Genomic DNA, 24,625 nt, shown 5'->3' on the forward strand with positions numbered 1-24,625 from the left:
ATGGAGATTCGAAGATGTCAGAACAAGACCTACCGTTGCCTATCGGCCACTTCGTCACCCTCGACAACGGCCTGCGCCTGCATTACCTCGACGAAGGCAGCGGCCCCGTCGTGGTGTGGTTGCATGGCAGTGGCCCGGGCGCCAGTGGCTACAGCAACTTCAAGGGCAACTACCCCGACTTCGTTGCGGCCGGCTTTCGTAACCTGGTGATCGACCTGCCCGGCTTCGGCCGTTCGGACAAGCCCGACAACGTCCAGTACAACCTGGATTTCTTCGTCAACGCCGTGTCCGGCTTGCTCAAGGCCCTTGAAGTACAACGTTGCACGCTACTCGGCAACTCCCTGGGTGGCGCCATCGCCATTGGCCTGGGGCTGGCCGAACCGCAATTGCTTGACAAGCTGATCCTCATGGCCCCGGGCGGTGTCGAAGAGCGCGAAACCTACTTCAAGAAGATCGGTATTCAGCGCATGGTCGAGCTGTTCAATGCAGGCCCGCTCGACATCGACAAAATGCGCCAGATCATGAGCCTGCAGCTGTTCGATGCCTCGCAACTGCCCGACAGCCTGCTGGCCGAACGCGTTGCCGTGGCCAAATACCAGCCGCACTGCCTGTTCTCGACCATGATGGTGCCGAACATGACCGAGCGCCTGGAGGAGCTGCGCGTACCGATTCTGGGGTTCTGGGGCACCAACGACAACTTCAACCCGGTCGGTGGCGCGATGAAAGTGCTCGACAACGCCCCTGACGCCCGCTTTATTCTGCTCAATCGCTGTGGACATTGGGTTCAGGTGGAGCACCGTGAGTTGTTCAACCGTTCCTGCCTCGAGTTCCTGCGCCAAGCCTAGTCGTCGTACGCAACGTACCTTGCGACAGCAGCAACCTGGCCGCTGTCGTATCGACTGGCTTCTACCAAGGGCTGACATAACAATGACAAAACTCTCCCACTTGCTTGCGCCTGGCCGCATCGGCCCCCTTCAACTGCGTAATCGCATCATCATGGCGCCCATGGGCTCCAACTTCGCCGAAGCCGACGGGCACTGTGGCGAACGTATCCAGGCCTACTACGAAGCACGTGCCGAAGGCGGTGCCGGGCTGTTGATCATGGGCGTGTGCGCCGTCGCCTTCCCCGCCGGTACCGCCGAGCCGTACCAGGTCGGTGTCTCTTCTGATGAGTTCATCGCGGGCCTTGCGCAACTGGCTGAACGCGTGCACAGGCACGGCGCAAAGATCGCCATGCAGTTGCAGCACGCCGGCAAGAACGCCATACGGGACATGGCTGCGGGCCGGCCGCTGTGGGTGCCGTCGTTGCCCCCGGCAAGTACCTCCGACATGATGCAGGCCTTGATCCCGGAAGAGCTCGCCTCCTTTGTCAGCGCCGTACGCGGTCGCAAAGGCGGGGTTGAGATGCGGGTGATGGACCAGGACGACATCGCACAGATGGTCGAGTGGTTCGCAGCCGCTGCCGAGCGTGCACAGCGCGCCGGGTTCGACGGTGTGGAAATCCATGCCGCGCACAACTACATCATCGCCGGCTTTTTATCGCCGTATTACAACCGCCGTGAAGACGCATACGGTGGCACAGTGGAAAACCGTGCGCGCTTGCTGCTTGAGGTCCTGGCCGCCATACGCGCGCGGGTTGGCACCGGCTTTGGCGTCTGGCTGCGGCTGGATGCAGAAGAACTGCTCACCCCCGGTGGCATCACCCTCGACGATGCCAAGGCGGTTGCTCGCCTGGCTGAGGGCGCCGGCGCCGATGCAGTCAGTGTCTCGGCCTACGCCATGACCAGTAGCGGCGTGGCCTTTACCGAAGCGCCGCTGGTGCAAAAGCCCGGGGCTTTTCTCGAATGGACAGCGGCCATCAAGCAATGCGTAAGCATTCCGGTGATTGCCGTCGGGCGTATCGAACCAGAAACCGGCGACGCCGCGATTGCCGCCGGCCAGTGTGATTTCATCGCCATGGGCCGCAAGTTGCTGGCCGACCCACAATTGCCCAACAAGCTGCAGGCTGGTGAGCTGCAGGCGATTCGACCGTGCATTTACTGCTATGTATGTGTCAGCCAGATCTTTATCAACGAGCGGGTCAAATGCGCGGTCAACCCGCAAACCGGCCATGAAAGCGAGCGCATCATCGCGCCGGTTGCAGCCGCGCAACATGTGGCGGTGATCGGCGGTGGCCCGGCGGGCCTGGAAGCCGCGCGCGTGGCGGCATTGCGCGGCCATCGCGTGACGCTGCTCGAGCGCAGTGACCGCCTGGGCGGCACCCTGTTCTTTGCTGCCCTCGCCTACCCCGAAAACGGACGCCTGCTCGACAACCTGCTGTACCAGGTGCGGCAACTGCCCATCGATGTACGCATGGGCAGTACGGTGGATGCAGCCTTGCTGCGCGACCTGGGCGTCGATCAAGTGATTGTTGCCACCGGCGCACAGCGCGCCGCACCGGGCATCCCAGGTGCCGAGCAGGATCATGTCTGGAGTGGTGATGAACTGCGCCGGCTGATGACCGGCGACCGTGCCGAAGAGATCGCCCGGCGCAAGCTGTCGCTGACGCAACGCACCCTGATGAAGGCCGGCAACCTGATCGGCGTCACCGACAGCACCGAAGCCATGCAAAAGCTGTCACGCGTGTGGATGCCCCTGGGCAAACGCGTGATCATTGTCGGCGGTGGGCTGGTGGGGCTGGAGCTGGCAGAGTTCCTGATTGCACGTGGTCGTCAGGTGTGTGTGCTGGAAAGCAGCGGCCACCTGGGCCGGGAATTGGCGATTGTACGGCGTTGGCGGGTGCTGCATGGCATCCGTGTGCACGGTGGGCAGCTGCTGACCGGGGTGAGCGTTACCGCCATCGACGGTAACCGCGTGCGCTATCAGACAGCCGAAGGTGAAGCTGCCGAGGTGCGCGGTGATTCAGTGGTGCTGGCCAGTGGTGCGACGCCTGATACCCGCCTGAGCGATGCACTGAGCAGTGCCGGGTTGAAGGTCGTCAGCATTGGTGACTGTCAGAGCCTGGGTTACATCGAAGGCGCCATCGCCGCCGGCAATCGCGCTGGGCGAGAAGCCTGAAGCCAAAAAAAACCCCAGGTTCTACCTGGGGTTTTTTTGGCTTTGTCGTTACCGCCCCATCGCCCTCGCCGCATCGGCGGTGTACATGTCCGGGGTGAATTTGGCTTCGTTGAGAATCGGTCCTTTCTTCGATTCGTTGGTCATGGCGTAGCCGGTGTACTGGCCCGAGTTCAGGTCCATGAAGAACTGCGAACCGGCCTGCCAGGCGCTCATGTCCGGGTGGTAGTAGTAGTTGATCATCGCGTGCTTCCACAACGCACCACGGCTGTCATAGTTGTCCGAAACCACCGCGTTCCAGGTGTCTTCGTCAATAAACAGCACACGCTTGCCGTATACATGGCGGTAGCCTTCTTTCAGCTTGGCCTCAAGCACCCACACACGGCGCAGCTCGTAGCGCATGTAATCGGGGTTGGGGTGGTTGGGGGTAAGCATGTCGGCGTACTTGATGTCACCGGTATTGGGTTTGAAGGCGTTGGCCGGCACGTAGACTTCGCGCTTGCCGACCAGCGTCCAGTTGAAGCGCTCGGGCGAACCGTTGTAAAGACGGTCTTCGTCAACCGTCATGGTGCCGTTGGTGCCGATCATCGGCTGATCGTACCCGTAGCCCGGCAGTTGCCGCACACGCCGGGTGGACGGGCTGTAGCTCCAGGCCTGGCGAGGGTTGGCGAGGAAGTTATAGGGCTCTTGCGAAATACTCACCACACCGTTGTCGCGCACTGGCTTCAAGGTGGTGTTCCAGCTCATGGCCTGTATCTGGCCTTCGGTTTTTGGCTCGACGGTCGGTGAGTTGGCTTGAGAAAGGTTGCGCGCATAGGCGCGGCCCCAGCCGATGCTGCCGTTTGGCAACACCGAAGCCAGGTCGCTGACCTTTTCTTCGGTGTAGGCCCGTGCCGGCAACTGGTGGTTCCACAGCAGCTCCATGCCGTTTTTCGGAATCGGGAACGGGACTTGTCCAATCCCCTCGATGCCCATGCCGTCGTCGACCAGCTTGGCGCTCAAGGCGTTCTTCATCGCCCGCTCACAGACATAGTCCGGGTAACGGAAGTCCCGATGGCCCGGGTAGATGTTCATTTTGTAGGTGGTGGGATAGCGCTTGAGCAGGGCCTTCTGGCCTTCGGTCAAATGGCTCTCGTACTGGCCCATGTTCTGCGCGGTGATCACCAGGATGGGCTTCTCGTTGGCGTAGGGATCGACCGGTTGACCGCCGGAAAACTTCACATGGTTCCAGCCCGGCACTTCGCCAAGGTACTTGCCGGTGTAGGGCGGAATGGTGCCCTCGGCATTACCGGCTTTCTCGGCACCGACACAGGTCAGTTCCTTGCCGAGTTTGGCAGCCTCTTCAGGCGACACTTGCGCAAGTGCGTTGCCTTGCAGGCCGACATTGGCGGCCACTGCAGCTACGAACATCACGCCTTTTGTTGTTATTTTCATCGGTTGGCTCCTTCGCAGACCAGGACTACTGGGGTACCTCCATTGTTCCTGATCTGCGGGGGAGTACATCGTCCGGAAAGACTAATCAGTCAGGCGCCGACCAATGATTCCTTCAGTTGCGCCTTGATCACTTTGCCCGACGCATTACGCGGCAGCGGATCGCGGCGCAGGTGTACCTCGGCTGGCACCTTGTAGGCCGCCAGGCGCTGGCCGATAAAGGCGCACACCTGCTCGTGGGTAGGCGCTGGCTGCAGGTCGCTGCGCAACACCAGGGCCAGGCGCTCGCCCAGTTCCTCATCGTCCAGGGCAAAGGCGGCCGCCTCGGTCACCCCAGGCATTTCGCAGATACACGACTCCACTTCACTGGCGGATATCTTCTCGCCCGCCCGGTTGATCAGGTCCTTGGCACGGTCGGTGATGTACAGAAAGCCCTCGTCGTCCAGATGGCCAATATCACCGGTGTCGAGCCAACCGTCGCGCAAGGTCTCGGCACTGGCTTCAGGCAACCGCCAGTAAGCGTTCATCAGGGTCGGCGAACGTAGCCAGATCAAACCGCTGCGCCCCGCGGGTAGCGGTGAGTACGGGTCTGGGCCGATGCATACATCTACGATCGGCAGCGGCCAGCCCACCGAGTCGGGCTTGTAGACGAACTGATCGCCGCCCACCGCGGCACCGATGCCGTTGCTTTCGGTCAAGCCATAGCCACTGCCGCCAATCGCATGGGGCTTGCGCTTGCTGATGTGCGCCAGCAGCCGGCTGGAAGCCACCGCCCCGCCCAGGCCGAGGCCGTACAGGCTGTCGCTGTCGGTGCTGGCAAACCGCGGCGAGCCAAGCAATTGCTGCATCATCACCGGTGCGCCATTAAACTGGGTACAGCGCTCGTCGCGAATCAGGTCGAAGGCTTTGTCCACGTCCCATTTATACATCAGCAACAAGCGCCGGCCGCTGCGCAGCCCCAGCAAAAACTGCGCGTGCAGGCCACTGACATGGAACAGCGGCACCGCCATCAGGTTGGTCGGCGCCAGGCCGCTGGCGATTACCGCCTGGATCCGCTCGGGCGAACTCACGGCGCAGAACGCCGACTGGAACTCCAGCGCTGCCAGTGCCTGGCAAATGGCCCGATGGCTGGACAGCACGCCCTTGGCCCGGCTGGTGGTGCCAGAGGTATAGAGGATAAGCGCCGGGTCAGCCGGATTGATCTCGATGGCCGGCAGCGCCAGCAGCGGCCCCTGGATCAGCGCTTCGAAACGCTGGCAGTTGGCCGCTAATGCTTGCCCCGCCGGCATGCCAACCACAATGCTGACCAGTCGCTGTGCGAGCAGGTCGCTGGTCAGCAGTTGCAGGCGTTGTTCGTCACAGACCAGCACCTGCGCACCGCTGTCTTGCAGGCCATGGAACAATTCGTCACGCAGGCCCCAGCTGTTCAACGGCACGCACACCGCGCCACAACGCTGCACCGCGACAAAGGCCACCAGCCAGGCAGGCTGATTGCGCATGGCAATGGCCACTCGATCACCCTGCTTTACCCCGAAGCGCTGCGCCAGTTGCGCAGCCAGGCGGTCGACCTGATCGAAAAACCCGGCGAACGTCAGCCGTTGCTGCTCCCACACCAGAAACTCCCGCTCACCGTGCGCACGGCCTGCATCGATGGCTTCGAGCAAGTTCGCAGGTGCATGGCGAAAATACCGCAGGCCGTCGTTGGGCGAAGACACCACCTCGAACGGCGAACCAGGGCCAATCAATTGCTGCCAGGCGTTGCGCCACTGTTCCAACTTCATGTTCTTAGTTCTCCAAAGACGCAAAAGCGGCGTAGCGCGCGCACTGGAAGTCACTGTCACCCAGGCACGCCTGGGCCACGCGAACCCGCTTGAGGTAAAGGCCGACGTCCAGCTCATCGGTGACACCGATGCCACCGTGCATCTGTACCGCCTCATTGCTGACCTGGGCGGCCACCTCGCCGGCCTTCCATTTGCCCAGGCTCACCAGCCGCCCGCGCTCGGCCGCGCTCAACGCGTTGTCATCGAGTGCGGCCAATGCCGCCATCACCGCGCTGCGGGCCAGCTGCAACTCCACATGCAAGCGCGCGGCCCGATGTTGCAGGGCCTGGAACGAACCGATGGGGACATCGAACTGCACGCGGGTCTTGAGGTATTCCAGGGTCATGGCAAACAGTTGCTCGGCAGCGCCGAGCAACTCGGCGGCCAGGCAAGCACGTCCCCGGTCCAGCGCCTCGTCCAGCACCGACCAAGCCCCACCGAGCGTACCGAGCAATGCTTCGCTGCCCACTTGCACGGCACTCAGACGCAGCCGCGCGCAATTGCGCGAGTCGATCAGCGTCAACGCGCTGACCTGCAAGCCCGGGGTGTTCGCCGGGATCAGGAATACACTGATGCCCTGCTTCTCACCCGCGCGGCCACTGGTGCGCGCCGCAACCAGGTAGGCATCGGCGCCCAGGCCATCGATGACGAAGAATTTCTCGCCATCCAGACGATAACCACCAGCCTCGGCCGTCGCCGTCAGTGCCGTGTGCTCAGGGGCATGGCGCGGCTTTTCATCCAGTGCCAGAGCCAGGCGCCGCTCGCCACTGATCACCGCCGTCAGCCACTGGTCCTGTTGCGCAGCGCCGCCAGCCAGATGGATCAGCGAGCCACCGAGTACCACACTGGACAACAAGGGTGAAGCCGAGAGGTTTCTGCCCATGGCCTCGAAAATCGGCCCCAGGCCCATGCAGCCGAATTCAAGTCCGCCCAACGCCTCGGGAAATGGAATGCCACTCCAGCCCAGGCCCACGGCTTCTTGCCACAGCTGCGGGTCATACCCTGGCACGCTTGCCTCGTCGCGCAGGCGCCGCTGCGCCGCCACCGGGCTGCGCGCCGCGAGGAATTCGCGGGCGCTGTCGGCCAACAGGCGTTGCTCTTCGCTATACACCAGACTCATGTTCAAACTCCCCTCAAGCGCTGGGCAGGTTCAAGACCCGCTTGGCGATGACATTCAACTGCACCTCCGACGAACCGCCGGAAATGGTCAGGGCATAGCTGTTGAGCCAGCCACGGGTAATCGCCAGTTCCTGGCTGCTGAACGGCTCGCCTTCAACGCCCAGCGCGCGGTAGCCAAGGGCATCGAGGAGAATCTCGAACTTGTCGCGCTCCTGCTCGGTATGCACCAGTTTCATGATGGCCATGATCGCGCTGATATCCAGCCCAGCCCGGGCCTCCTCGCCCATGCGCTGCACGGTGAGGTTGTAGGCATGTTCATTCATCGCGCACGCCTGGGCCCGAGCACGCAGGGCGTGGTCGGCAGGCGCCTGGCTGTCGGGTAGATAGCGTTCGATCAACGGCAGCAGGTGAAAGTGCGTGGGCAGGCTGAACTCGCCGAACTTGGACATGGCCTTGCGCTCATGCTGCAGCAGGCTCTTGCCCAGGTTCCAGCCACCGTTGAGCGGCCCGATCAACTGGCTTTGCGGAACGCGCACGTTATCGAAGAACACTTGGCAAAAAGCCGATTTGCCGCTGATCAGGTCAATCGGTGAAACACTCACCCCAGGGCTTTTCATGTCCAGCACGATCAGGCTGATCCCCTGATGCTTGGGCGCCTTCGGATCAGTGCGCACCAGGGCGTACATCCAGTCGGACTTGTCTCCATAGGAGGTCCAGATCTTGGTGCCGTTGATCACGAAGTCATCGCCATCGACCACCGCCGAGGTTTTCAGGCTGGCAAGGTCGGAACCGGCATTGGGCTCGGAGAAGCCCTGGCACCAGCGCACTTCGCCGCGACACATCGGTGGCAGCAGCGCCTGTTTCTGCGCTTCGCTACCGAACTCCAGCAGCACCGGCCCGAGCATCCAGATGCCCAGGTTGATCTGCGCCGGCCGACACTTTAGCCGGCGCAGCTCGCTTTCCAGCACCGCGTTGTACTCGGCGCTCAACCCGCCACCGCCATATTCGCTGGGCCATTGCGGGCAGAACCAGCCTTTGTCACGCATACGCTCGAACCAGAGCCGGGCGTCTTCGCTGGGAAAGTCTACTTGACGGCCACCCCAGACGATTTCGCCGTCGGGGGTGGGCGTGCGCAGCGATGGCGGGCAATTGGCCTCCAGCCATTGGCGCGTCGCTTGCCTGAACTGCTCGATTGCGCTCATTCGTTCACCTGAAAGGGACGTTATTGTTATTCGCTTCAAGGGTACAACGGTGACTCAGCGTTGCGTGCGCGGCATGCCCAGGCCGAACTGGGCAATCAACTCGCGCTGGATTTCATTGGTACCACCGCCGAAGGTCAGGTTCACCGAGGCGCGCACTTCATACTCCAGCTCGCCGAGCAGATAAGCCGCCGCAGAACCCGCCCGCGTCAGGCCGCTGGCACCGACGATGGCCGACAGCTTGCGCAGGATCTCGATCGCCGATTCCGAGCCGTAGACCTTGGTGGTCGAGGCCAGCGCGACGTCGACGCGGTCCCGCTCAAGGTCGGCGGCAATACGGAAGTTGATCAGGCGCATGGCTTCGAGCCGGGCATAACACTCGGCCAGATCGCGCCGCACCCAGGCATGGTCGGTAGCACGCTGGCCCTGCTCATCAGCACACCGAGCCCACAGGTAGACGCGGCTGAACAGGCTGACGACCTTGTCTGACCAGGCCCCCAGGCCCAGGCGCTCGTGGTTGAGCTGTGCGGTGATGAGTTTCCAGCCACCGTGCAGTTCGCCCACCAGCATATCCCTCGGCACCCGCACGTTATCGTAATACGTGGCGGCCGTGGGGTTTCCGGAGGTCGGAATCAGCGTACTGGAGAAACCTTCGGCCTGGGTATCGAGAATCAGGATCGAGATGCCCTTGTGCCGCGCCTGCTCCGGATCAGTACGTGCCGCCAGCCAGATGTAGTCGGCCGAGTCGGCGCCCGAGGTCCACAGTTTGCTGCCGTTGACCAAGAAGCCGTCGGCGTCTTCGCGCGCGGTGGTTTTCAACACGGCCAGGTCGCTGCCGGCACTGGCTTCGGAGTAGCCGATGGCAAAGTTGATCTCGCCGGCGGCGATACCGGGCAGGAATTTTTCTTTTTGCAGCGCCGAGCCGTGGGCCATGAGGGCCGGGCCAACCGTGCTGATGGTCACGAACGGCAGCGGTGCGCCAGCAATGTTGGCTTCTTCGAAGAAGATCAATTGCTCGGTGGCCGCGTAGCCCTGGCCGCCATAGGCCTTCGGCCAGCCAACCGCCAGCCAGCCGTCACGGCCGATCTGGGCGATGGTGCGGCGAAACAGCTCGCCGCCTTCGGTGCCACGCATCTGCTGGCGAAGCTCGGGGGTCATCAGGTTCTGGAAATAGTCCCGGACCTTCAGCCTCAGGGCATGCTGTTCGGGGGTGAGATCGACGAACATGGGACGCTCCTTATACCGCGCCGAGAATCAGGCCGCTGGTAGGCACGCCGGTTCCGGCGGTCACCAACACGTTTTCGACACTGTCCACCTGGTTGGCGGCCGTACCCCGAACCTGGCGCACCGCTTCGGCGATGCCGTTCATGCCGTGGATGTAGGCTTCGCCCAACTGCCCGCCGTGAGTGTTGATTGGCAGTTTGCCGCCACGGGCGTGGTGCCCGGCACGGATGAATTCCTTGGCTTCACCGCGCCTTGCAAAGCCGAATTCTTCCAGTTGCGGCAGTACGAATGGCGTGAAGTGGTCGTAGATCACGGCAGTCTGCAACGCCTCCGGGCCCAAGCCCGACTGGCTGTAAAGCGCTTTGGCGACCACACCCATTTCCGGCAGCCCGGTGATGTCGTCGCGGTAGTAGGAGGTCATCACTTGTTGCCCGGCGCTGATGCCTTGGGAGCCGGCCTTGATGATCACGGGCTTTTGCTTGAGGTCTCTGGCCCGCTCGGCCGAGGTGATCACCATGGCCACCGCGCCATCGGACTCCTGGCAACAGTCCAGCAGGTGCAACGGCTCGCAGATCCAGCGCGAGGCCTGGTGTTCTTCAAGGGTGATGGGCTTGCCGTAGAAAAATGCCTGGGGGTTGGTGGCGGCAAAATCGCGCACTGCCACCGCCACCCGGCCGAAGTCCTCGGAGGTAGCACCGTAGGTGTGCATGTAACGTTGGGCAAACATGCCGACCCAGGCCGCCGGGGTGTGAAAGCCGTGCGGCATGTACCAGCCGTAGTTGACGTTCTCGAAGGTCGGCGTCGAGGCAAAGCCATAGCTGCCGGTACCGAAGCGGTACCAGGAGCGTTCGTTCATCGCCCGATAGACCACCACCACCTTGGCCACCCCGGTGGCCACCGCCATCGCCGCGTGCATCACCGGCCCGCAGGCGGCGCCGCCACCGTGGGGCACCTGGGAGAAGAACTTGACGTCCTTGCAGCCCAGCAGGCGGGCAATTTCGTACTCCGGTACCTTATCCACCGAATAGGAACTGAAACCCTCGACTTCGCCAGGGTCAATGCCGGCGTCCTCGAGCGCTGCCAGGGTCGCTTCCATGGCCAGGCGCAGTTCGGTGCGCCCGGAATTCTTGGAAAACTCGGTTGCGCCCAGCCCTGCAATGGCGGCGCGCCCGGAAATCGACGAATTCGTCATCTGTGTTGTCTCCCGCGGATCAAGGCAGAACCAGCGCGACCGTGCCGGTCACGTGATTGCCCATGGAATTTTTGCCCTTGAGCGTCACTTCCAGGCTGCGCGTAGCGGCATCCTGATGGGTCACTTCGCCGCTGAAGGTCATGCTGTCGCCGGGGTAGTTCGGCGCGCCCAGTTTGATTTTCAGCGTACGGAACTGCACCTGCGGGCCGCTCCACTGTTCGATGAAGCGTTGCACCAGGCCGTTGGTGGTCAGGATGTTCATGAAGATATGGGGCGAACCCAGCTCGCGCGCCGCGTCCAGGTCATGGTGACCGGGAAAGTAGTCGCGTGTGGCTATCGCCCCACCGGCAATCAGGCCAACCGTGATCGGGATCGTCAGCTCGGGCAGTTGCTCGCCAGGGCGCACGTCTTCAAAGCGCTTGGTGTTCATCGAGGTCATATTTCCATCCCAAGGTAGTGTTATCGCTCAACCAGTCGCCCAGACGCTCCAGGATCATCGACGACCCTCCCAATGCGCTGCTCAGGGCGCGGCTCCAATAGAGAAAGCGATGGATCGGATACGTCAGGTCGACCCCGATGCCGCCATGCACATGCTGTGCGGTGTGGCCGATGCGGTGCCCGGCTTCGCACGCCAGGTACGCGGTGGCCAAGGCTTGCGAAGGGGCCGGCAGACCGGCGTCGAGGCGGTAGCACAATTGCCACAGGGCACTGCGCAACACCTCCAGGTGCACATGGGTGTCGGCCATGCTCATTTGCACCGCCTGGAAACTGCCGATGCAGCGGCCGAACTGTTGACGCTCACTGACGTAGGCCACGGTGCGGTGCACCTGCTCGGCGCTGACGCCCAACTGCAAGGCCGCCAGGGAGGCAACTGCACGCGGTGCCAGCCAATCCAGGGCCGCGGCGGGCAGCACTTGCTGATTGCTCAGGTTGACGCCGCGCAAGTCCAGGTCGGCAATGGCTTCGCCGTGGGTCATGACGCCCGCTACACGGCTAATGGCCGACTGGCTGAGGTCCACCAGGACCAGCCGGGGCTGCCCCATCACCCGGGCCAGTACCAGCGCTGCCACCGACTGCTCGGCCAAGGCGAGCGCCGCAACCCGGCCATCGAGGCGCCACCCGCCCTCTTCGGCGCTGGCCTCGAGCTCGATGCCGCGCACCGTGTTCAGGCCATCGAGACTCAGGGTCAGCAAGCCTGAGCCCGCCACAGCCTGTTCCACCCACGGTGCCAGGGCCTTGTCGCCGAACTCGGCGAGGGCGGTCGCGGCCAATTGGTGACGCCACAACGGCACTTGCGCCAGGGCACCGCCCTGAGCATCGAGGATCTGCACCAGCTCGGTCATGCCCAGCCCGCTGCCACCAGCAGCTTCGGGGATGGCCAGGGCATGCAGGCCGGTTTGGACGCAGCTGTGCCACAGGTCTTGCATATAGGGTTGCCCGCAGAGGTCCCAGTCCCGCAGGCGCTCGTCGGTGCAGTAGTCGCTCATCAGGCTGCTCGCCATTTCGGCAATGGCCCGCTGGTCTTCGCTGAGTTCAAAATCCATGGTACCCCCTACTCTGCCGCTGGACGGAACATCGGCAGCGCCAGGTCGTCATCGAAGGTCTGAAACTCGACCTCCACACGCTGGCCAATGCTGATGTCTTCACGTTTGACGCCAACCAGGCCGGCGATCAGGCGTACGCCCTCGTCCAGTTCGATCAGACCGATCGGGTTGGGGTGATCGAACGGTGCCACCTGCGGGTAGTGCATCACCACGAAGGAGTACAACCGGCCCTTGCCGCTGGCCTGCTGGGTATCCCAGTCGAAGCAATGGCACTCGATGCACACCGGTGCCGGCGGATGGCGCAAGGTGCTGCACTGCGTACACCGCTGGATCAACAGCTTGCCTTCCTTGCAGCCGTCCCAGAAAAACCGTGTGTCGTCGCTGACACCGGGCGCCGGACGCTTCGCCTGCGCCTGCTCGGCCACGGCCTGGGGCTGCGCCTGGACCTTGTGCGCGTTGGCCGGGCGGAACTTGAACACCCGGAACAACAGCTCGCCGACCTTTTCGTCGCCCGTGGCCTGCTGCGAGAAGTAGCTCATGACCAGGGTGACAAAAAAGCCAGTGCCAAGGCCGGTGGTCTTTTCCTCGCCGACCGAGTCCAGGCGCGTGGTGTAGTAGAGCTTTTCGCCCAGGCGCAGGTTGCGCTCGAAGGTCAGCTCAGAATTCACCGCCACCACCGACGGGTAGCCATAGCTTTCGATCACACCGAGCACTTCATAGGGGTTTTCGGTGGTCGAGCCTGGTGCGTAGTTATTGATGTGAAAGCCTTCCATGCACCAGATCTGCAGCATGGGTGGCGGCGCGATGATGCCGTCATTGCTGCTGTTGGCAGCTGCCACGGGGTCGGTGTAGAGCGGGTTTTCAAGGCCGATGACTTCGCACCACTGGCGAATCATTGGCGCATTGACGTCGTCCCAGGCGTTCACACGACCGTATTGGCGCCCAACCAGGGCGCGCACTTTGGATAGCAATTCTGGATCAGCCAAGTTCGTCTCCTGCGTGTTCAAAGCGGCGCCCGCAACGCAACGCCGACGTGGGTCGATCAGTGCGGGGTAGCCTGCGCCGCACCGAGATAAGCCGGGCGTTCACCACCGCCATGCAGCAACAGGTTGCAACCGCTGGCGTAAGTGGCCAGCGGTGAAGCGATATAGAGGCAGGCGTTGCCGATGTCCTCGGGCACCGCCATGCGCCCGGCCGGGATACCGGCGCTGACCGCAGCGATACCTTGCTCGTCGCCATAGTGCAGATGGGCAAGCTCGGTGCGCACCAGGCCTGGGCTTATCGCCACCACCCGCACCTTTGGCGCCCATTCCGCTGCCAGCGACTGCACCAGGGCCAACACCCCGGCCTTGGCTGCGCCGTACGCTGCTGTGCCTGGCGAGGCACGCAGGCCGCTGATGCTGCCAATAAACACGATGCAACCGCCGTCGGCCTGGGCCTGCATCAGCAGGTTGGCTTGCTGGGCGACATTGAGCGGTGCAATCAGGTTGAGGCGGATAATCCCCTCATGAAAACGCGGCGAGGCGCTAGCTGCGTCGGCCGAGGGGCTGCCGCCGGCGTTGTTGACCAGCACATCGAGGCGGCCGTATTTGCTGCGGATGCTGTCAAACAGGCCTTGCAAGGAGGCCTGGTCGCGCACGTCGGCGGCGATGAAGTCCGCCTGGCCCTGAGCAACGCTCGGCAATTGCTCGGGCAGGTTGCGCCCACACACGATCACCTTGGCCCCGGCGGCCAGAAAGCTGCGGGCAATGCCAGCGCCAATGCCTTTGGTTCCGCCGGTGACCAGTACCACCTTGCCGTTGTAATCCAGCCCCGAGTGACCACTCATGGCACGCTCCTCATGCTTGTGTTGAGGGCCACTCTAGGGGCAAAACCGCTCCACCACGTCGTCTGAACGGACGATGAAGCGTGGCGCCGCGCTGGCAACAATCCGCGCAATGGCGCCCGCTCTGCGGTGCCTACTGCCAGAGGTTGATCATGTCCGATTCACTTACCGCGCCGGTGCTGCTGGAGTACCCGGCCCCAGGTGTCGCCCTGGTGCGGCTCAACCGCCCGCACGCCACCAATGCCCTGAGCCTGGAGCTGCAGGCACTGCTGTCGCACTACTTCAGCGAGCTGGGCAGCAATCCTGATGTGCGCTGCATTCTGCTGACCGGCGGCGACAAGGTGTTCGCCGCCGGGGGCGATATCAACAGCCTGGCCGGGGTGGGTCCCATTGATATCTATCAGCGCCACACCGAGCGGGTCTGGGCGCCGATCCAGCACTGTCCCAAACCTGTGATCGCGGCGGTATGCGGTTACGCCTATGGCGGTGGCTGCGAGCTGGCGATGCTCGCCGATATCATTGTTGCCGGGCAGAGTGCACGCTTCTGCCAGCCGGAGATCAAGATCGGGATCATGCCCGGGATTGGCGGCACCCAGCGTTTGGTGAGGGCGGTCGGCAAGGCCAAGGCGATGCGGATGGCGCTGACTGGTCAGCCGATCACGGCTGAGGAGGCCTGGATTGCGGGGCTGGTCAGTGAGGTGGTGGCCGACGATCAGGTGCTCGCTCACGGCTTGAAGTTGGCGCAGATGGTTGCGGCAATGCCGCCGCTGGCTGCCGAGCAGATCAAAGAGGTAATTCTTGCGGGGATGGATGCGCCGCTGGAAGCGGGTTTGGCGCTGGAGCGCAAGGCCAATGCATTGTTGTTTGCCTCACGTGACCAGAAGGAAGGCATGCAGGCGTTCATTGATAAGCGGCCTGCCCGGTTTGAAGGGCACTGATCGGGGTGGCGGACCAGCGCCAAGCAACGCTCCAGGGGCCCTGCGATTAGCTTCGGGCCCCCTCGCTGCTGCGGCGCTACGCGATACCACTGCACCTTGCGCGGTTGTTCAATCAGGGCCTCATCACGAGGCCAGCCCGCCCTCAGCCTGCAGAACCGCCTCACGCAGCTCAGGTTTGACCACCTTGTTCGAGGCATTCACCGGCAATGATTCGAAGAACCGAACCTGTCGCGGCACTTTGTAGTTGGCCATCCGCTCTCTGGCCCAGGCGATCAGAGACGGCTCATCCAGAAGCTGACCGGCACGCAATACCACGCAGGCACACCCCACCTCCCCCATGCGCTCATCCGCAACCCCGATCACCGCTACCTGCGCGATGGCCGGATGCTGGATCAAACCAGCCTCTATCTCTGCCGGATAGCAGTTGAAGCCACCGACAATGAACATATCCTTGAGGCGGTCGGTAATTTGCAGGTTGCCATGTACATCCAGATTGCCGATATCGCCCGTGTGGAGCCAACCCTCGGCATCAATGGCCTGCGCGGTCGCTTGCGGGTCATTGAAATAACCCCGCATCACATGAAAACCGCGCAGGCAGATTTCCCCCGACACGCCCGTGGCGACCGGTTGGTTATCCGCCGAACGAATGCACACTTCAGTGCCTTCGATGGCCCGGCCACTGGTGCCGGCAACAATGTCGGCGGGGTCACCCGGGTTGCAGATGGTCGCCAGGCCCCCACACTCAGTCAGCCCATAGGCGGTGGTCACCACATCTACCCCGAGCTCCCGCCGCATGCGCTCGATCAGCACCGGCGGGATCGTCGATGAACCGGTCACAGCGATGCGCAAGCTCGACAGATCAGTCTGGGCCAGGTGCGGGTGGGCCAACATCGACAAGTACAGCGTGGGCGGCCCTGGCAGCACGCTGATGCGCTCGGCGGCGATGCGCTGGAACACCGCTTCAGCATCGAACACCGCATGCGGCAGGATAGTCGCGCCAGCCAGCAGGCAGGTCAGCCATCCGGCCTTGTAGCCAAAGGCATGAAAAAACGGGTTGATGATCAGGTAACGGTCACCCGGCCGCAGGCCAATGACCCGCACATATTCGTTGTAAGCCCGCAGGTTCTGCCCATGGGCACTCATCACACCCTTGGGTTTGCCGGTGGTGCCGGAGGTGAACAGCAAGTCGGACAAATCCCGCGGCCCCACCGCCACCGCACGCTGGCGGGCTTGCAGCTCACTGACAGACTCGCCCCTGGCGAGAAAACCGGCCCAATCCAGGTCGCTGGCCAACTGCGGCGGCTGTGTACCGAACACTACCAGTTGTTCCAGACTGGCCGGACGTAGCGGCGCCAGCATGGCCGGGTAGTCCAGCCCCAGAAATACCCCCTGCGTCAACAGCACCCGCGCCTGGCTGCGCGCCAGGATATCGGCCGCCTCGGCGCCTTTCATGCGGGTATTGATCGGTACCAGCACAGCCCCCGCGCAATGCACGCCCAAGGCGGCGATCACCCAGTCGCGGCAATTGGGTGCCCAGATCGCCACGCGGTCGCCCGCCTCGATCCCCAGTGCCATCAGGCTGCGGCAGACACCCAGTGCCAACCCGGGCAAATCCCGGTAGTCGGTGGCAATGCCGTCTTCCTCGATCGCTGCCCGACCGGCAAAGCGTTCGGCACTGGCGAACAACAAGGCAGGAATCGACAAAGGCAACAGGTTCCAGGCATGCACGCTGCCCGGTAATGCTGAACATGCAGTCATAGTGACAAACTCGCCATCGGGTTATTCGGGAAAGAGCACCCGCAGGTGCTCGCTGCGGGCCAGGGACTGGCAAGCCAGCGTCCAGCCCTGGTCTATCTCCTGCTGGTCAAGAGCATCGTTGCGCAACATCTGCACCTCACCCCGTTCGACCGTGCACATGCAGGTGGCACAGGAGCCGACCAGACAAGAACTTGGCGGGCTCAGGCCGGCCCGGCGCATGGCGTTGAGCAGGGTTTCGCCTTCGGCGCAGGGCACCTCGAACTCTTCACCGTCCAGGCGCACCGAAAGCTGGCTGCTCGGGTGGCGGGTATCGACAGCTGCCGGCACTGCGACTTCGCCCTCTTCGGGCAGCGAGACAAAGCGCTCGACATGGACCTGCGCACTCGGCATGCCTAACGCCTGCAAGGCTGCGACGGCAGCATCCATGAACGGTCCGGGGCCGCAGATGAACGCCTCGGCACTCGCGAACGGGCGCGCCAGTTCGGCCAACTGGCTCACTGACGCAATGCCCTGCACCGAGTCGAGCCAGTGGATCACTTGCAGGCGCTGTGGGTGCGCGCTGGCCAGGGCTTTGAGCGAGTCACGGAATATCACCGACGCTTCGTCGCGGTTGGCGTAGATCAGCAGAATACGCCCAGTGCCCGCCAACAGCGCCGAGCGCAGGATGGACAGCACCGGGGTTATGCCACTGCCGCCGCCGAACAGCAGCAGGTCGGCGCCCAACTGGCGCGGCACAAACACCCCGGCCGGCGCCAGCACCTGCAAGGTATCGCCCGCCTGCACCGCGTCACAGAGCCAGTTCGAGGCGCGCCCATCGCGCACCCGCTTGATCGTGACCCGCAATGGCTCATCGAGCAGCGGCGTGCTCGACAGTGAGTAACAGCGCGGCAACCAACCCCCCTGGTGAGGTACACGCAGGGTCAGGAACTGCCCAGGTCGATAGCGCAAGCGCTCGGCAAGCGCTTCTGGCACCTCGAACTCCAGGGAGCGGCTGTCGGCGGTCTCTTCAATCACGCGGGTTACACGTACTGACAGGTAATCCAGGCTCATATCAATAGCTCGCTGGGTTCGATTTCGATGTCAGCCGTGGCCGCCGTCAACGACCGCCCGGCACGTCGCCCGGAAAACACACAATCGGCCAGCGACAGGCCGCTGACGTACAAATGGCAGGGAATGCCGATGGCGGTACGGCCGGCGGCGTACAAACCGGGTATTGGCAGGCCTTCAGGGCCCAGCACCGCGCCGCTGTCTTCATTGACCTTGAGGCCGCCCAGGGTCAACGCCCCGAGGGGGAACAGCGGGTTGCTGACAGAGATGTCACAGGCATAGTAAGGGCCCTGATCGAGTACCTGACGGCTGCTTTGCGACTTGCCGAAGGCATCCTCGGCGTCCCCCCGGGCAGCTGTGTTGTAGGCTTGCAATGCGCTGCGCAATACATCCGCACGCATGCCCGTGGCCTGGGCCAACTGCTCGATGCTCTGGCCCTTGCGCACACCGCGCAGCATCAGCAGCAATGCCGGCAAGCTCTGGAACCACCAGTAACCGTCGAACAGCGCTTGCTTGATCGACTGCTTGCGCAGGCGTGCGTCCAGCACCAGCCAGGCCTTGCCGCCCTGCTCTTCACACAGGGGCTGGCCCAGGGTGGCGCCATAGACTTCTTCGTTGACGAAGCGCTGCCCGAGGGTGTTGACCACAATGCCCTTGGGCCAGCACAACGGTGGGTTGATAAACCGCCAGGCCGACACCCGCTGCAGTCGGTCGCTGACCCCACCGACACTCACGCCCAGGCGTACGCCACTGCCATCGCAGCCGGTCGCGCCGACTTTGAAGTTGCGGCGAAACTTGGGGGCATGCTCGCTGACCATTTCGCGGTTGAAGATGAAGCCACCGGTGCTCAACACCACCCCTCGCCTGGCGCGTACCAGCCGCGGCCGGGCAAAGTCGACTTCCAGCTGGCGCACGCGTTTGCGCAAGGTATCGCAGTAGCGCGGGGCAAAGTTCTGCAGCCGTTCGGCACGCGCGGCCAATTTGGCATGCAACCGCGCCTGGGCACTGCCGGCCGGCAGGCACCACAGTTCCACGCCGACGACCCTGCCCGTGCGATCGCTCACCAGACGCCGCGCAGCGGACTGCACTTGCGGGCGCACACCGTTGCGCAGGCAAGCAGCCTTCAGGTGCGCGTACAGCACCGCGCCACATTGGCCCTTGCCCACCGTGCGATGGCCACGCGGGGCCGGCGGCAACTCGCTACGGTGCGACGGCACCAGCTCATTGCCGGAGTAATACAGAAACTGGCCATCGGCTGGATACGAGGTTTTGCCGCCGGGCGGCATACTGTGGGCATAAGGCACGCCATGGCCCTCCAGCCAGGCCAGGTTGGTGGCACTGTCCTGGCAAAAACGCCGCAAGGTGGCATCGGCGACCACACCTTGGGTTTCGTGCTTGAGGTAGGCGAACATCGCCTCAGGCGTGTCGCTGAAGCCTGCGGCCTGCTGCTGGCGGGTGCCACCGCCGGCGTAAACCACGCCACCGCTCTTGGCACTGGCACCGCCGCCGGTAAAACGGTCGGCGACCACCACGTCAGCACCCTGGGCGCGGGCCTCAAGGGCAGCGCAGGCGCCGGCCGCGCCCCAGCCGATCACCAGCACATCACAGTGGTCATCCCAGAGCATGGCGTCGGCATCGGCCACCTGCAACGCCGGCTGGATATCGGTACATGTCGATTTGACAGCGGCTCGCATGGCGATTCCTCAACGGTTGGCAGCAATGTGATGGGCCGCGATATAGCCGAACGTCATGGCCGGCCCCAACGTGCCGCCCGCGCCGGGATAGCTGGTGCCCATGACCGACGCCGAGCAGTTGCCAATGGCATACAGGCCAGGAATGACCTCGCCGTCCTGGCTCACAACCTGGGCGTGTTCGTTGGTCAATAGCCCACCTTTTGTGCCGATATCGCCAGCGTCCAGGCGCATCGCGTAGTACGGCCCCTTGCTCAGGGGCGCCAGGCACGGGTTGGGTTTGACGTTGCTGTCGCCGTAGTAACGGTCGAACACGTTGCCGCCACGGCCGAAGTCGGCATCGACGCCGCTGCGGGCGTAGGCGTTCATCTTCTGCACGGTCTGCTCGAGCCCTGCGCGGTCGACGCCGATCTGCGCCGCCAGCGCCGCCAGGCTGTCAGCCTTGAAATACAAGGTATTGAGCCATTCCTTGCGCAGTCGGCTGTCGGGCATGACCTGGGCCGGCATCAACGGCCCCATGGCGTAGTTGAAGCGAAAATGGCCGTCGAAGATCACCCAGGATGGGATCGACTTGCCACCGGTGTGCTGGTTGTCGCGGTACATGGCGTCGACAAATTCCAGGTACGGCGCTGCCTCATTGACAAAGCGCCGGCCCAGGCTGTTGACCACGATGGCACCAGGGAACGCCCGCTCGGCAAATACCCCACGGGGTTTTTCTTCGCCGGGCACGGTAATGGTCGGCGCCCACCAGGCCCAATCCATCAGGGCGGTCGCCGCACCCAGTTCGATACCGGCTTGCAACGCAGCACCGGTGTTGTTGCCCGGTGGCGTGGCGCTCCAGTCACGCAGGGTCGGCTGCGGTAGATAGCGCTCGCGCAAAGCCTGGTTTTGTTCAAACCCCCCGGAGCCGAAGATCACCGCATGGCGGGCATGCAGCTGCAGCGTCTGCCCGTCACGACTAACCTGCATGCCAATGACCCGGCCGTTGTCGGTGATCAGGTTCTGGAAGTCGGTGTTCAACCACAGTGGAATGTTACGGTCCATCAACGAGCGGCGCAGTGATGCAACCAGCGCACTGCCCAAGGCGGCGCGGCGGTCGCGCCGGCTCTTGCGGCGCCATTTGAAGTCGAGCTTGTAGCGCAGCATCAGGCCGAGAATCAGCAGGCGCCAGCCAAAGGAGCGCGACATGGCCTTGTGCGCATGCCGTGCGGTCCAGGCGATGCGCCCCATCAGCAGTGTCGAGGGTGAGGGTGTGCGCAGGTTGGCCAGTTCATCACCGAGCAGGCTGGTATCGAACAGTTCCGGGTCGAGGGTGCGGCCGCCGGCCAGCGAGCCTGGCAGTTGCGGATAGTAGTCCGGGTACTTCGCCGCCACGGCGTAACGCACATGGCTGTTGTCCACCAGGGCGCGGATCATCTGCGGCGCGTGCTTGACGTAGGCACGCAAGCGCTTGTCATCGCCATGCTCACCGGTGGCAGCTTTGAGGTACTGCAGTGCCAGCTCCACACTGTCGCCACCGCCTTTGGCGGCAAAGTAGTGGTTATTGGGAATCCAGATGCCGCCGCCGGATATCGCCGACGTACCGCCGAACTTGTCGCTTTTCTCGACAACCAGTACCGATAGACCCTGTTCGGCAGCAAACAGCGCCGAGGTCATTGCACCGGCACCGGAGCCGACGACGATCACGTCGTAGTGTGAAACAGGCTGAGCTTTAGCTGTCATTGTTGTTGTGCCTTGGCTGTGATCGGAAATATCCCGGCGTGCCGGCCAGGGGTGCGCATACCCGGGCCTGCAGCCAGGCCCGGGCACGGCTCATACGTAAGGATCAGGGTTGGGCAGGCCCAGTTGCACGGCGCCAAGGCTGCGGCTGAAGGCCATGTAGTTGTTGGCGATATGCCCACGTGCCTGGTGCAGGTCGCGGAACAGGCGCGCCACAGGGTTGGTGTTGTACAGCCCGGAAGCGGCCATGCAGCGCAGCAGTTCGTTGACCTTCTCGGCGCAGATATTGGTGACATACGAGGATTGGTAGCGGTACAGCAGGCGGGTTTCCACGTCCGGGTACTCACCCGCTTCAGCCAGCGTCATCAGGTGCGCGTAGTTGCGCTCCAGTACCAGCCTCAGGCTGTCGACGATGATCGTCGCCTCGGCAACGGTGGTTTGCGCCACCGGGTCATCGGCGGTTTTCATGCCGTGCTTGCCGATGTGCGCAGCCGCATTGGCACGAAATTCGTTGATCGCCCCCTGCAAGGCACCGATGGCCGATGACGACACCGCGCGCGTGAACACCTGGGCGAAAGGAATGGCATAAATCGGATTGGTGTTCACCAGACGTCCTGGCGTCGCTTCCAGCGTGCAGTTATTGGTGCGTTGCACGCGGTGTGCCGGCACGAAGGCATCTTCGACCACAATGTCGTGGCTGCCGGTGCCGCGCAGGCCCAGCACGTCCCAGTTGTGCTCGATACGGTAGTCGCTGCGCGGGATCAGGAAGGTGCCGTGCTCCGCCGGCTGGTCGCCATCGGCGGGCAGCACCCCACCAAGGAAGCACCATTGGCAGTGTTCGCTGCCGCTGGAAAAGCCCCAGCGACCACTGATGCGATAACCGCCTTCAACCACGGTTACCTTGGCCACGGGCATGTAGGTGGACGAGATCAGGGTGGTATGGTCCTGGCCCCATACATCGCGCTGGGCCTCGATCGGGTAACGCGCCAGCTGCCAGGGGTGTACGCCCATCACGCCATAAATCCACGCTGTGGACATGCAGCCCTCGGCGAGGATCATCTGGATTTCGAAAAACGTCCGCGGATCGACTTCGTAGCCGCCAAACGCACGTGGTTGCAAGGCCCGCAACAAGCCGGCCTGTTGCAATTCGAAGATGGTTTCGTCAGGTACCCGGAACTCGCGGTCAGCGCGCGCGGTGCGGCTTTTGAGCGCGGGCACCAGGCGCCGGGCGTGTTCAAGCAGTTCGATTTCTTCCGGCGTTTTTACTCGCATGCTGTCCATCCGTTCGTTCTCCCAATCTCGTTGCGCGGTTGCGCGAGTCTTGGTTGATGATCGAATGCAGCAGGCGAATATTCATCGTCAAAGCGGACTAGGGAAACACGGTACGGCGCCGTCCCTGGCGCCTTTTCAAGCTCAGATCGCGGCGCGCCTGGCGGCCCACGGGCGGTCCTGCTCCAGCTGCGAGGCCAGGCGCAGCAGCACGTCTTCCCCGCCCAGGCGAGCGGTGAACATCATGCCCACTGGCAGGCCGCTGTCACTCATGCCCAACGGCAAGGAAATAGCCGGCTGGCCGCTGACGTTGGCCAGCACGGTGAACGCGGCACTGCCCATGGCCTTGCGGGCGTAACTTTCGTAAGGCTGGTTGAGCGAGAGCTCGCCCAAGGCCGGTGTCAGGCTGGCGGTGACCGGCGAGAGGATCACATCAAAGCGCTCGAACTGCTGTTCCATTGCCATGCTGATGTCTTCGAACGCATGCCGGGCACGCACTACGCCCTCACCCGTGGCCTTCGCTGCACGCTCCAGCACACCAAAGGTGATGCTTTCCAGGTCCTGTGGCCCCAACGCGCGGCCCAGGGCTTTCTCCCGGTCATTGACCGTGACCAGCAACGAGTTGCCGATGGCCACGCCGTGGGCGCCGAACAGCTGCTGGGCCTGAATCGGCAAGCGCAGTTCTTCCACCTCGTGGCCAAGGCCCAGCAGTTGCTTGATGGTGTCCTCCAGAACCTTGGCAATCGCCGGGTCCAGCGGTGCCCCGGTCAGCGATTCCCGCACCAGCGCAACCCGTAAACGGCCCGGGTCACGGCCCAGCTCCTCAACGTAGGGACGTACCAGCGGTGAGCTCCAGTACGGGCTCCCTGGTTCGTGACCCTGACCGGCATCAAGAAACAACGCGGTATCGCGCACGCTGTGCGAGACCATGTTGGCGACACTGGCGCCAAACGAGCCTTCCAGGCGTGCCGGCCCGCTCGGCGTGCGGTAGCGTGTTGGCTTGAGGCCGACCAGCCCGCAGTAGGACGCCGGGATCCGGATCGAGCCGCCACCGTCGGTGGCATGGGCGACCGGGACGATACCGGCGGCCACCGCCGCAGCGGAACCACCGGACGAACCACCCGAGCTCAACGCCAGATTCCAGGGGTTGCGGGTCTGCCCCCATGCCAGCGACTCGGTGGTGGTGGTCAGGCCGAACTCCGGGCTGGTGGCTTTACCGAAAGGCACTGCCCCGGCGGCTTCATAACGGCGGATCAAGGTGCTGGTAACGCTCGACGGTGGCGCATCCTTGAACAGCCGGCTGCCGTTGCTGGTGGTCGTGCCCTGCAAGTACGTGTTGAGGTCCTTGAGCAGGATCGGCACGCCCGCCAGCGAGCCCTGGGTCAGGGTGCCGGCCTTCTGCCTGGCCGCCAGCAACGCGCGGGCATAATCGTCATGGCGCATGTTGACTGCGTTGATCTTCGGGTTGACCAGGTCACAACGGGCAAATGCTGCGCCGAGCAAGTCTTCGGCACTGAAGTGACCGGCCTGCAAGCCCTTGGCCATGGACCAGGCATCCAGGCCCAGGTAATCGCTGGCCGACAAGCCGCCAGCGGCCCAGGCATCGGCGAAGCGCCCCAGTAACCCGACGCCCAGCGCCACCGCGCCGGCCTTGAGCACCTGGCGGCGCGGCCATCCGTCAGCGGCGTCGGCACCCGCTGGGGCAAGCGTGTCGGCCAGTGGCAATGCGTTTTTTTCCATGTGCAGAATTCCGTTTTTTATTGTGTCTGTTCGATTCGCTCAGCGCGCGCCGGTT

General features: G+C 63.5%; 19 protein-coding genes. 3 read left to right on the top strand and 16 right to left on the bottom strand.

Features of this window, described 5'->3' with window-relative positions:
* Window positions 1-14: 14 nt before the first annotated feature.
* Together JOY50_RS13940 and JOY50_RS13945 are read left to right on the top strand one after the other, a co-directional pair.
* Window positions 15-845, top strand: coding sequence for an alpha/beta fold hydrolase (locus tag JOY50_RS13940; RefSeq protein ID WP_016486835.1), 831 nt, complete (start codon window positions 15-17; stop codon window positions 843-845).
* 82 nt (window positions 846-927) lie between these two features.
* Window positions 928-3,057: an FAD-dependent oxidoreductase gene (locus tag JOY50_RS13945; protein WP_243055422.1), complete on the top strand. Its 2,130-nt coding sequence runs from the start codon at window positions 928-930 to the stop codon at window positions 3,055-3,057.
* A 48-nt stretch (window positions 3,058-3,105) separates the two neighbouring features.
* Here the strand turns inward: JOY50_RS13945 and JOY50_RS13950 are convergent, their stop codons facing one another.
* The 10 genes from JOY50_RS13950 to JOY50_RS13995 all read right to left on the bottom strand — a co-directional run bounded on the left by JOY50_RS13950 (window position 3,106) and on the right by JOY50_RS13995 (window position 14,411).
* Complete coding sequence (locus tag JOY50_RS13950; protein WP_243055423.1) at window positions 3,106-4,488, bottom strand: DUF1329 domain-containing protein; 1,383 nt, start codon at window positions 4,486-4,488, stop codon at window positions 3,106-3,108.
* 89 nt (window positions 4,489-4,577) lie between these two features.
* Window positions 4,578-6,266, bottom strand: coding sequence for a class I adenylate-forming enzyme family protein (locus JOY50_RS13955; protein WP_243055424.1), 1,689 nt, complete (start codon window positions 6,264-6,266; stop codon window positions 4,578-4,580).
* 4 nt (window positions 6,267-6,270) lie between these two features.
* Window positions 6,271-7,425, bottom strand: coding sequence for an acyl-CoA dehydrogenase family protein (locus JOY50_RS13960; protein WP_243055425.1), 1,155 nt, complete (start codon window positions 7,423-7,425; stop codon window positions 6,271-6,273).
* Window positions 7,426-7,438: 13 nt separating this feature from the next.
* On the bottom strand, window positions 7,439-8,626 hold the full coding sequence (locus JOY50_RS13965; RefSeq protein WP_243055426.1) for an acyl-CoA dehydrogenase family protein: 1,188 nt from the start codon (window positions 8,624-8,626) through the stop codon (window positions 7,439-7,441).
* A 54-nt stretch (window positions 8,627-8,680) separates the two neighbouring features.
* Window positions 8,681-9,850 (bottom strand): acyl-CoA dehydrogenase family protein, encoded by a 1,170-nt coding sequence (locus JOY50_RS13970; RefSeq protein ID WP_016486829.1) that lies wholly within the window; start codon window positions 9,848-9,850, stop codon window positions 8,681-8,683.
* Window positions 9,851-9,860: 10 nt separating this feature from the next.
* Window positions 9,861-11,039: a lipid-transfer protein gene (locus JOY50_RS13975; protein ID WP_028612915.1), complete on the bottom strand. Its 1,179-nt coding sequence runs from the start codon at window positions 11,037-11,039 to the stop codon at window positions 9,861-9,863.
* Window positions 11,040-11,058: 19 nt separating this feature from the next.
* Window positions 11,059-11,478: a MaoC family dehydratase gene (locus JOY50_RS13980; RefSeq protein WP_016499783.1), complete on the bottom strand. Its 420-nt coding sequence runs from the start codon at window positions 11,476-11,478 to the stop codon at window positions 11,059-11,061.
* The gene (locus tag JOY50_RS13985; RefSeq protein WP_243055427.1) at window positions 11,450-12,583 is read right to left on the bottom strand and encodes an acyl-CoA dehydrogenase family protein; all 1,134 of its coding nucleotides are present in this window, start codon (window positions 12,581-12,583) and stop codon (window positions 11,450-11,452) included. The genes JOY50_RS13980 and JOY50_RS13985 overlap by 29 nt, the downstream gene beginning before the upstream one ends.
* Before the next feature lie 8 nt (window positions 12,584-12,591).
* Window positions 12,592-13,569, bottom strand: a complete 978-nt coding sequence (locus tag JOY50_RS13990; protein WP_132845737.1) for a bifunctional MaoC family dehydratase N-terminal/OB-fold nucleic acid binding domain-containing protein — start codon at window positions 13,567-13,569, stop codon at window positions 12,592-12,594.
* A 56-nt stretch (window positions 13,570-13,625) separates the two neighbouring features.
* Window positions 13,626-14,411 carry an SDR family oxidoreductase gene (locus tag JOY50_RS13995; protein ID WP_132845739.1) on the bottom strand — a complete coding sequence of 262 codons (786 nt, stop codon included), beginning with the start codon at window positions 14,409-14,411 and terminating at the stop codon, window positions 13,626-13,628.
* A gap of 149 nt (window positions 14,412-14,560) precedes the next feature.
* On the opposite strand from JOY50_RS13995, the gene JOY50_RS14000 reads away from it, so the two are divergent.
* The gene (locus JOY50_RS14000; RefSeq protein ID WP_132845827.1) at window positions 14,561-15,346 is read left to right on the top strand and encodes an enoyl-CoA hydratase; all 786 of its coding nucleotides are present in this window, start codon (window positions 14,561-14,563) and stop codon (window positions 15,344-15,346) included.
* 123 nt (window positions 15,347-15,469) lie between these two features.
* On the opposite strand, the gene JOY50_RS14005 is transcribed toward JOY50_RS14000, so the two are convergent.
* From JOY50_RS14005 to JOY50_RS14030, 6 genes are all read right to left on the bottom strand, one after another.
* Complete coding sequence (locus JOY50_RS14005; RefSeq protein ID WP_132845742.1) at window positions 15,470-17,104, bottom strand: FadD3 family acyl-CoA ligase; 1,635 nt, start codon at window positions 17,102-17,104, stop codon at window positions 15,470-15,472.
* Between the two features lie 21 nt (window positions 17,105-17,125).
* Window positions 17,126-18,154: a ferredoxin--NADP reductase gene (locus tag JOY50_RS14010; protein ID WP_243055428.1), complete on the bottom strand. Its 1,029-nt coding sequence runs from the start codon at window positions 18,152-18,154 to the stop codon at window positions 17,126-17,128.
* The gene (locus JOY50_RS14015) at window positions 18,151-19,845 is read right to left on the bottom strand and encodes an FAD-binding protein (RefSeq protein WP_243055429.1); all 1,695 of its coding nucleotides are present in this window, start codon (window positions 19,843-19,845) and stop codon (window positions 18,151-18,153) included. The genes JOY50_RS14010 and JOY50_RS14015 overlap by 4 nt, the downstream gene beginning before the upstream one ends.
* A gap of 9 nt (window positions 19,846-19,854) precedes the next feature.
* A complete protein-coding gene (locus tag JOY50_RS14020) occupies window positions 19,855-21,564 on the bottom strand; it encodes an FAD-dependent oxidoreductase (RefSeq protein ID WP_138736427.1) in 1,710 nt (569 codons plus the stop codon).
* A 90-nt stretch (window positions 21,565-21,654) separates the two neighbouring features.
* Window positions 21,655-22,842, bottom strand: a complete 1,188-nt coding sequence (locus tag JOY50_RS14025) for an acyl-CoA dehydrogenase family protein (RefSeq protein WP_243055430.1) — start codon at window positions 22,840-22,842, stop codon at window positions 21,655-21,657.
* Between the two features lie 132 nt (window positions 22,843-22,974).
* Window positions 22,975-24,570: an amidase gene (locus tag JOY50_RS14030; RefSeq protein ID WP_138736429.1), complete on the bottom strand. Its 1,596-nt coding sequence runs from the start codon at window positions 24,568-24,570 to the stop codon at window positions 22,975-22,977.
* Between the last annotated feature and the right edge of the window lie 55 nt (window positions 24,571-24,625).

Source organism: Pseudomonas sp. BP01, assembly GCF_022760795.1.
Lineage (GTDB): Bacteria > Pseudomonadota > Gammaproteobacteria > Pseudomonadales > Pseudomonadaceae > Aquipseudomonas > Aquipseudomonas putida_Q.

Excerpts from the sequence above, each read along its gene's own strand:
- JOY50_RS13980 (WP_016499783.1), bottom strand. The coding sequence starts at position 11,478 with ATGACCTCGATGAACACCAAGCGCTTTGAAGACGTGCGCCCTGGCGAG.
- JOY50_RS13940 (WP_016486835.1), top strand. The coding sequence starts at position 15 with ATGTCAGAACAAGACCTACCGTTGCCTATCGGCCACTTCGTCACCCTC.
- JOY50_RS13945 (WP_243055422.1), top strand. The coding sequence starts at position 928 with ATGACAAAACTCTCCCACTTGCTTGCGCCTGGCCGCATCGGCCCCCTT.
- JOY50_RS14020 (WP_138736427.1), bottom strand. The coding sequence starts at position 21,564 with ATGACAGCTAAAGCTCAGCCTGTTTCACACTACGACGTGATCGTCGTC.
- JOY50_RS13955 (WP_243055424.1), bottom strand. The coding sequence starts at position 6,266 with ATGAAGTTGGAACAGTGGCGCAACGCCTGGCAGCAATTGATTGGCCCT.
- JOY50_RS13960 (WP_243055425.1), bottom strand. The coding sequence starts at position 7,425 with ATGAGTCTGGTGTATAGCGAAGAGCAACGCCTGTTGGCCGACAGCGCC.
- JOY50_RS13950 (WP_243055423.1), bottom strand. The coding sequence starts at position 4,488 with ATGAAAATAACAACAAAAGGCGTGATGTTCGTAGCTGCAGTGGCCGCC.
- JOY50_RS14025 (WP_243055430.1), bottom strand. The coding sequence starts at position 22,842 with ATGGACAGCATGCGAGTAAAAACGCCGGAAGAAATCGAACTGCTTGAA.
- JOY50_RS14010 (WP_243055428.1), bottom strand. The coding sequence starts at position 18,154 with ATGAGCCTGGATTACCTGTCAGTACGTGTAACCCGCGTGATTGAAGAG.
- JOY50_RS13970 (WP_016486829.1), bottom strand. The coding sequence starts at position 9,850 with ATGTTCGTCGATCTCACCCCCGAACAGCATGCCCTGAGGCTGAAGGTC.
- JOY50_RS13985 (WP_243055427.1), bottom strand. The coding sequence starts at position 12,583 with ATGGATTTTGAACTCAGCGAAGACCAGCGGGCCATTGCCGAAATGGCG.
- JOY50_RS13995 (WP_132845739.1), bottom strand. The coding sequence starts at position 14,411 with ATGAGTGGTCACTCGGGGCTGGATTACAACGGCAAGGTGGTACTGGTC.
- JOY50_RS13965 (WP_243055426.1), bottom strand. The coding sequence starts at position 8,626 with ATGAGCGCAATCGAGCAGTTCAGGCAAGCGACGCGCCAATGGCTGGAG.
- JOY50_RS13975 (WP_028612915.1), bottom strand. The coding sequence starts at position 11,039 with ATGACGAATTCGTCGATTTCCGGGCGCGCCGCCATTGCAGGGCTGGGC.
- JOY50_RS14015 (WP_243055429.1), bottom strand. The coding sequence starts at position 19,845 with ATGCGAGCCGCTGTCAAATCGACATGTACCGATATCCAGCCGGCGTTG.
- JOY50_RS14030 (WP_138736429.1), bottom strand. The coding sequence starts at position 24,570 with ATGGAAAAAAACGCATTGCCACTGGCCGACACGCTTGCCCCAGCGGGT.
- JOY50_RS14000 (WP_132845827.1), top strand. The coding sequence starts at position 14,561 with ATGTCCGATTCACTTACCGCGCCGGTGCTGCTGGAGTACCCGGCCCCA.
- JOY50_RS14005 (WP_132845742.1), bottom strand. The coding sequence starts at position 17,104 with ATGACTGCATGTTCAGCATTACCGGGCAGCGTGCATGCCTGGAACCTG.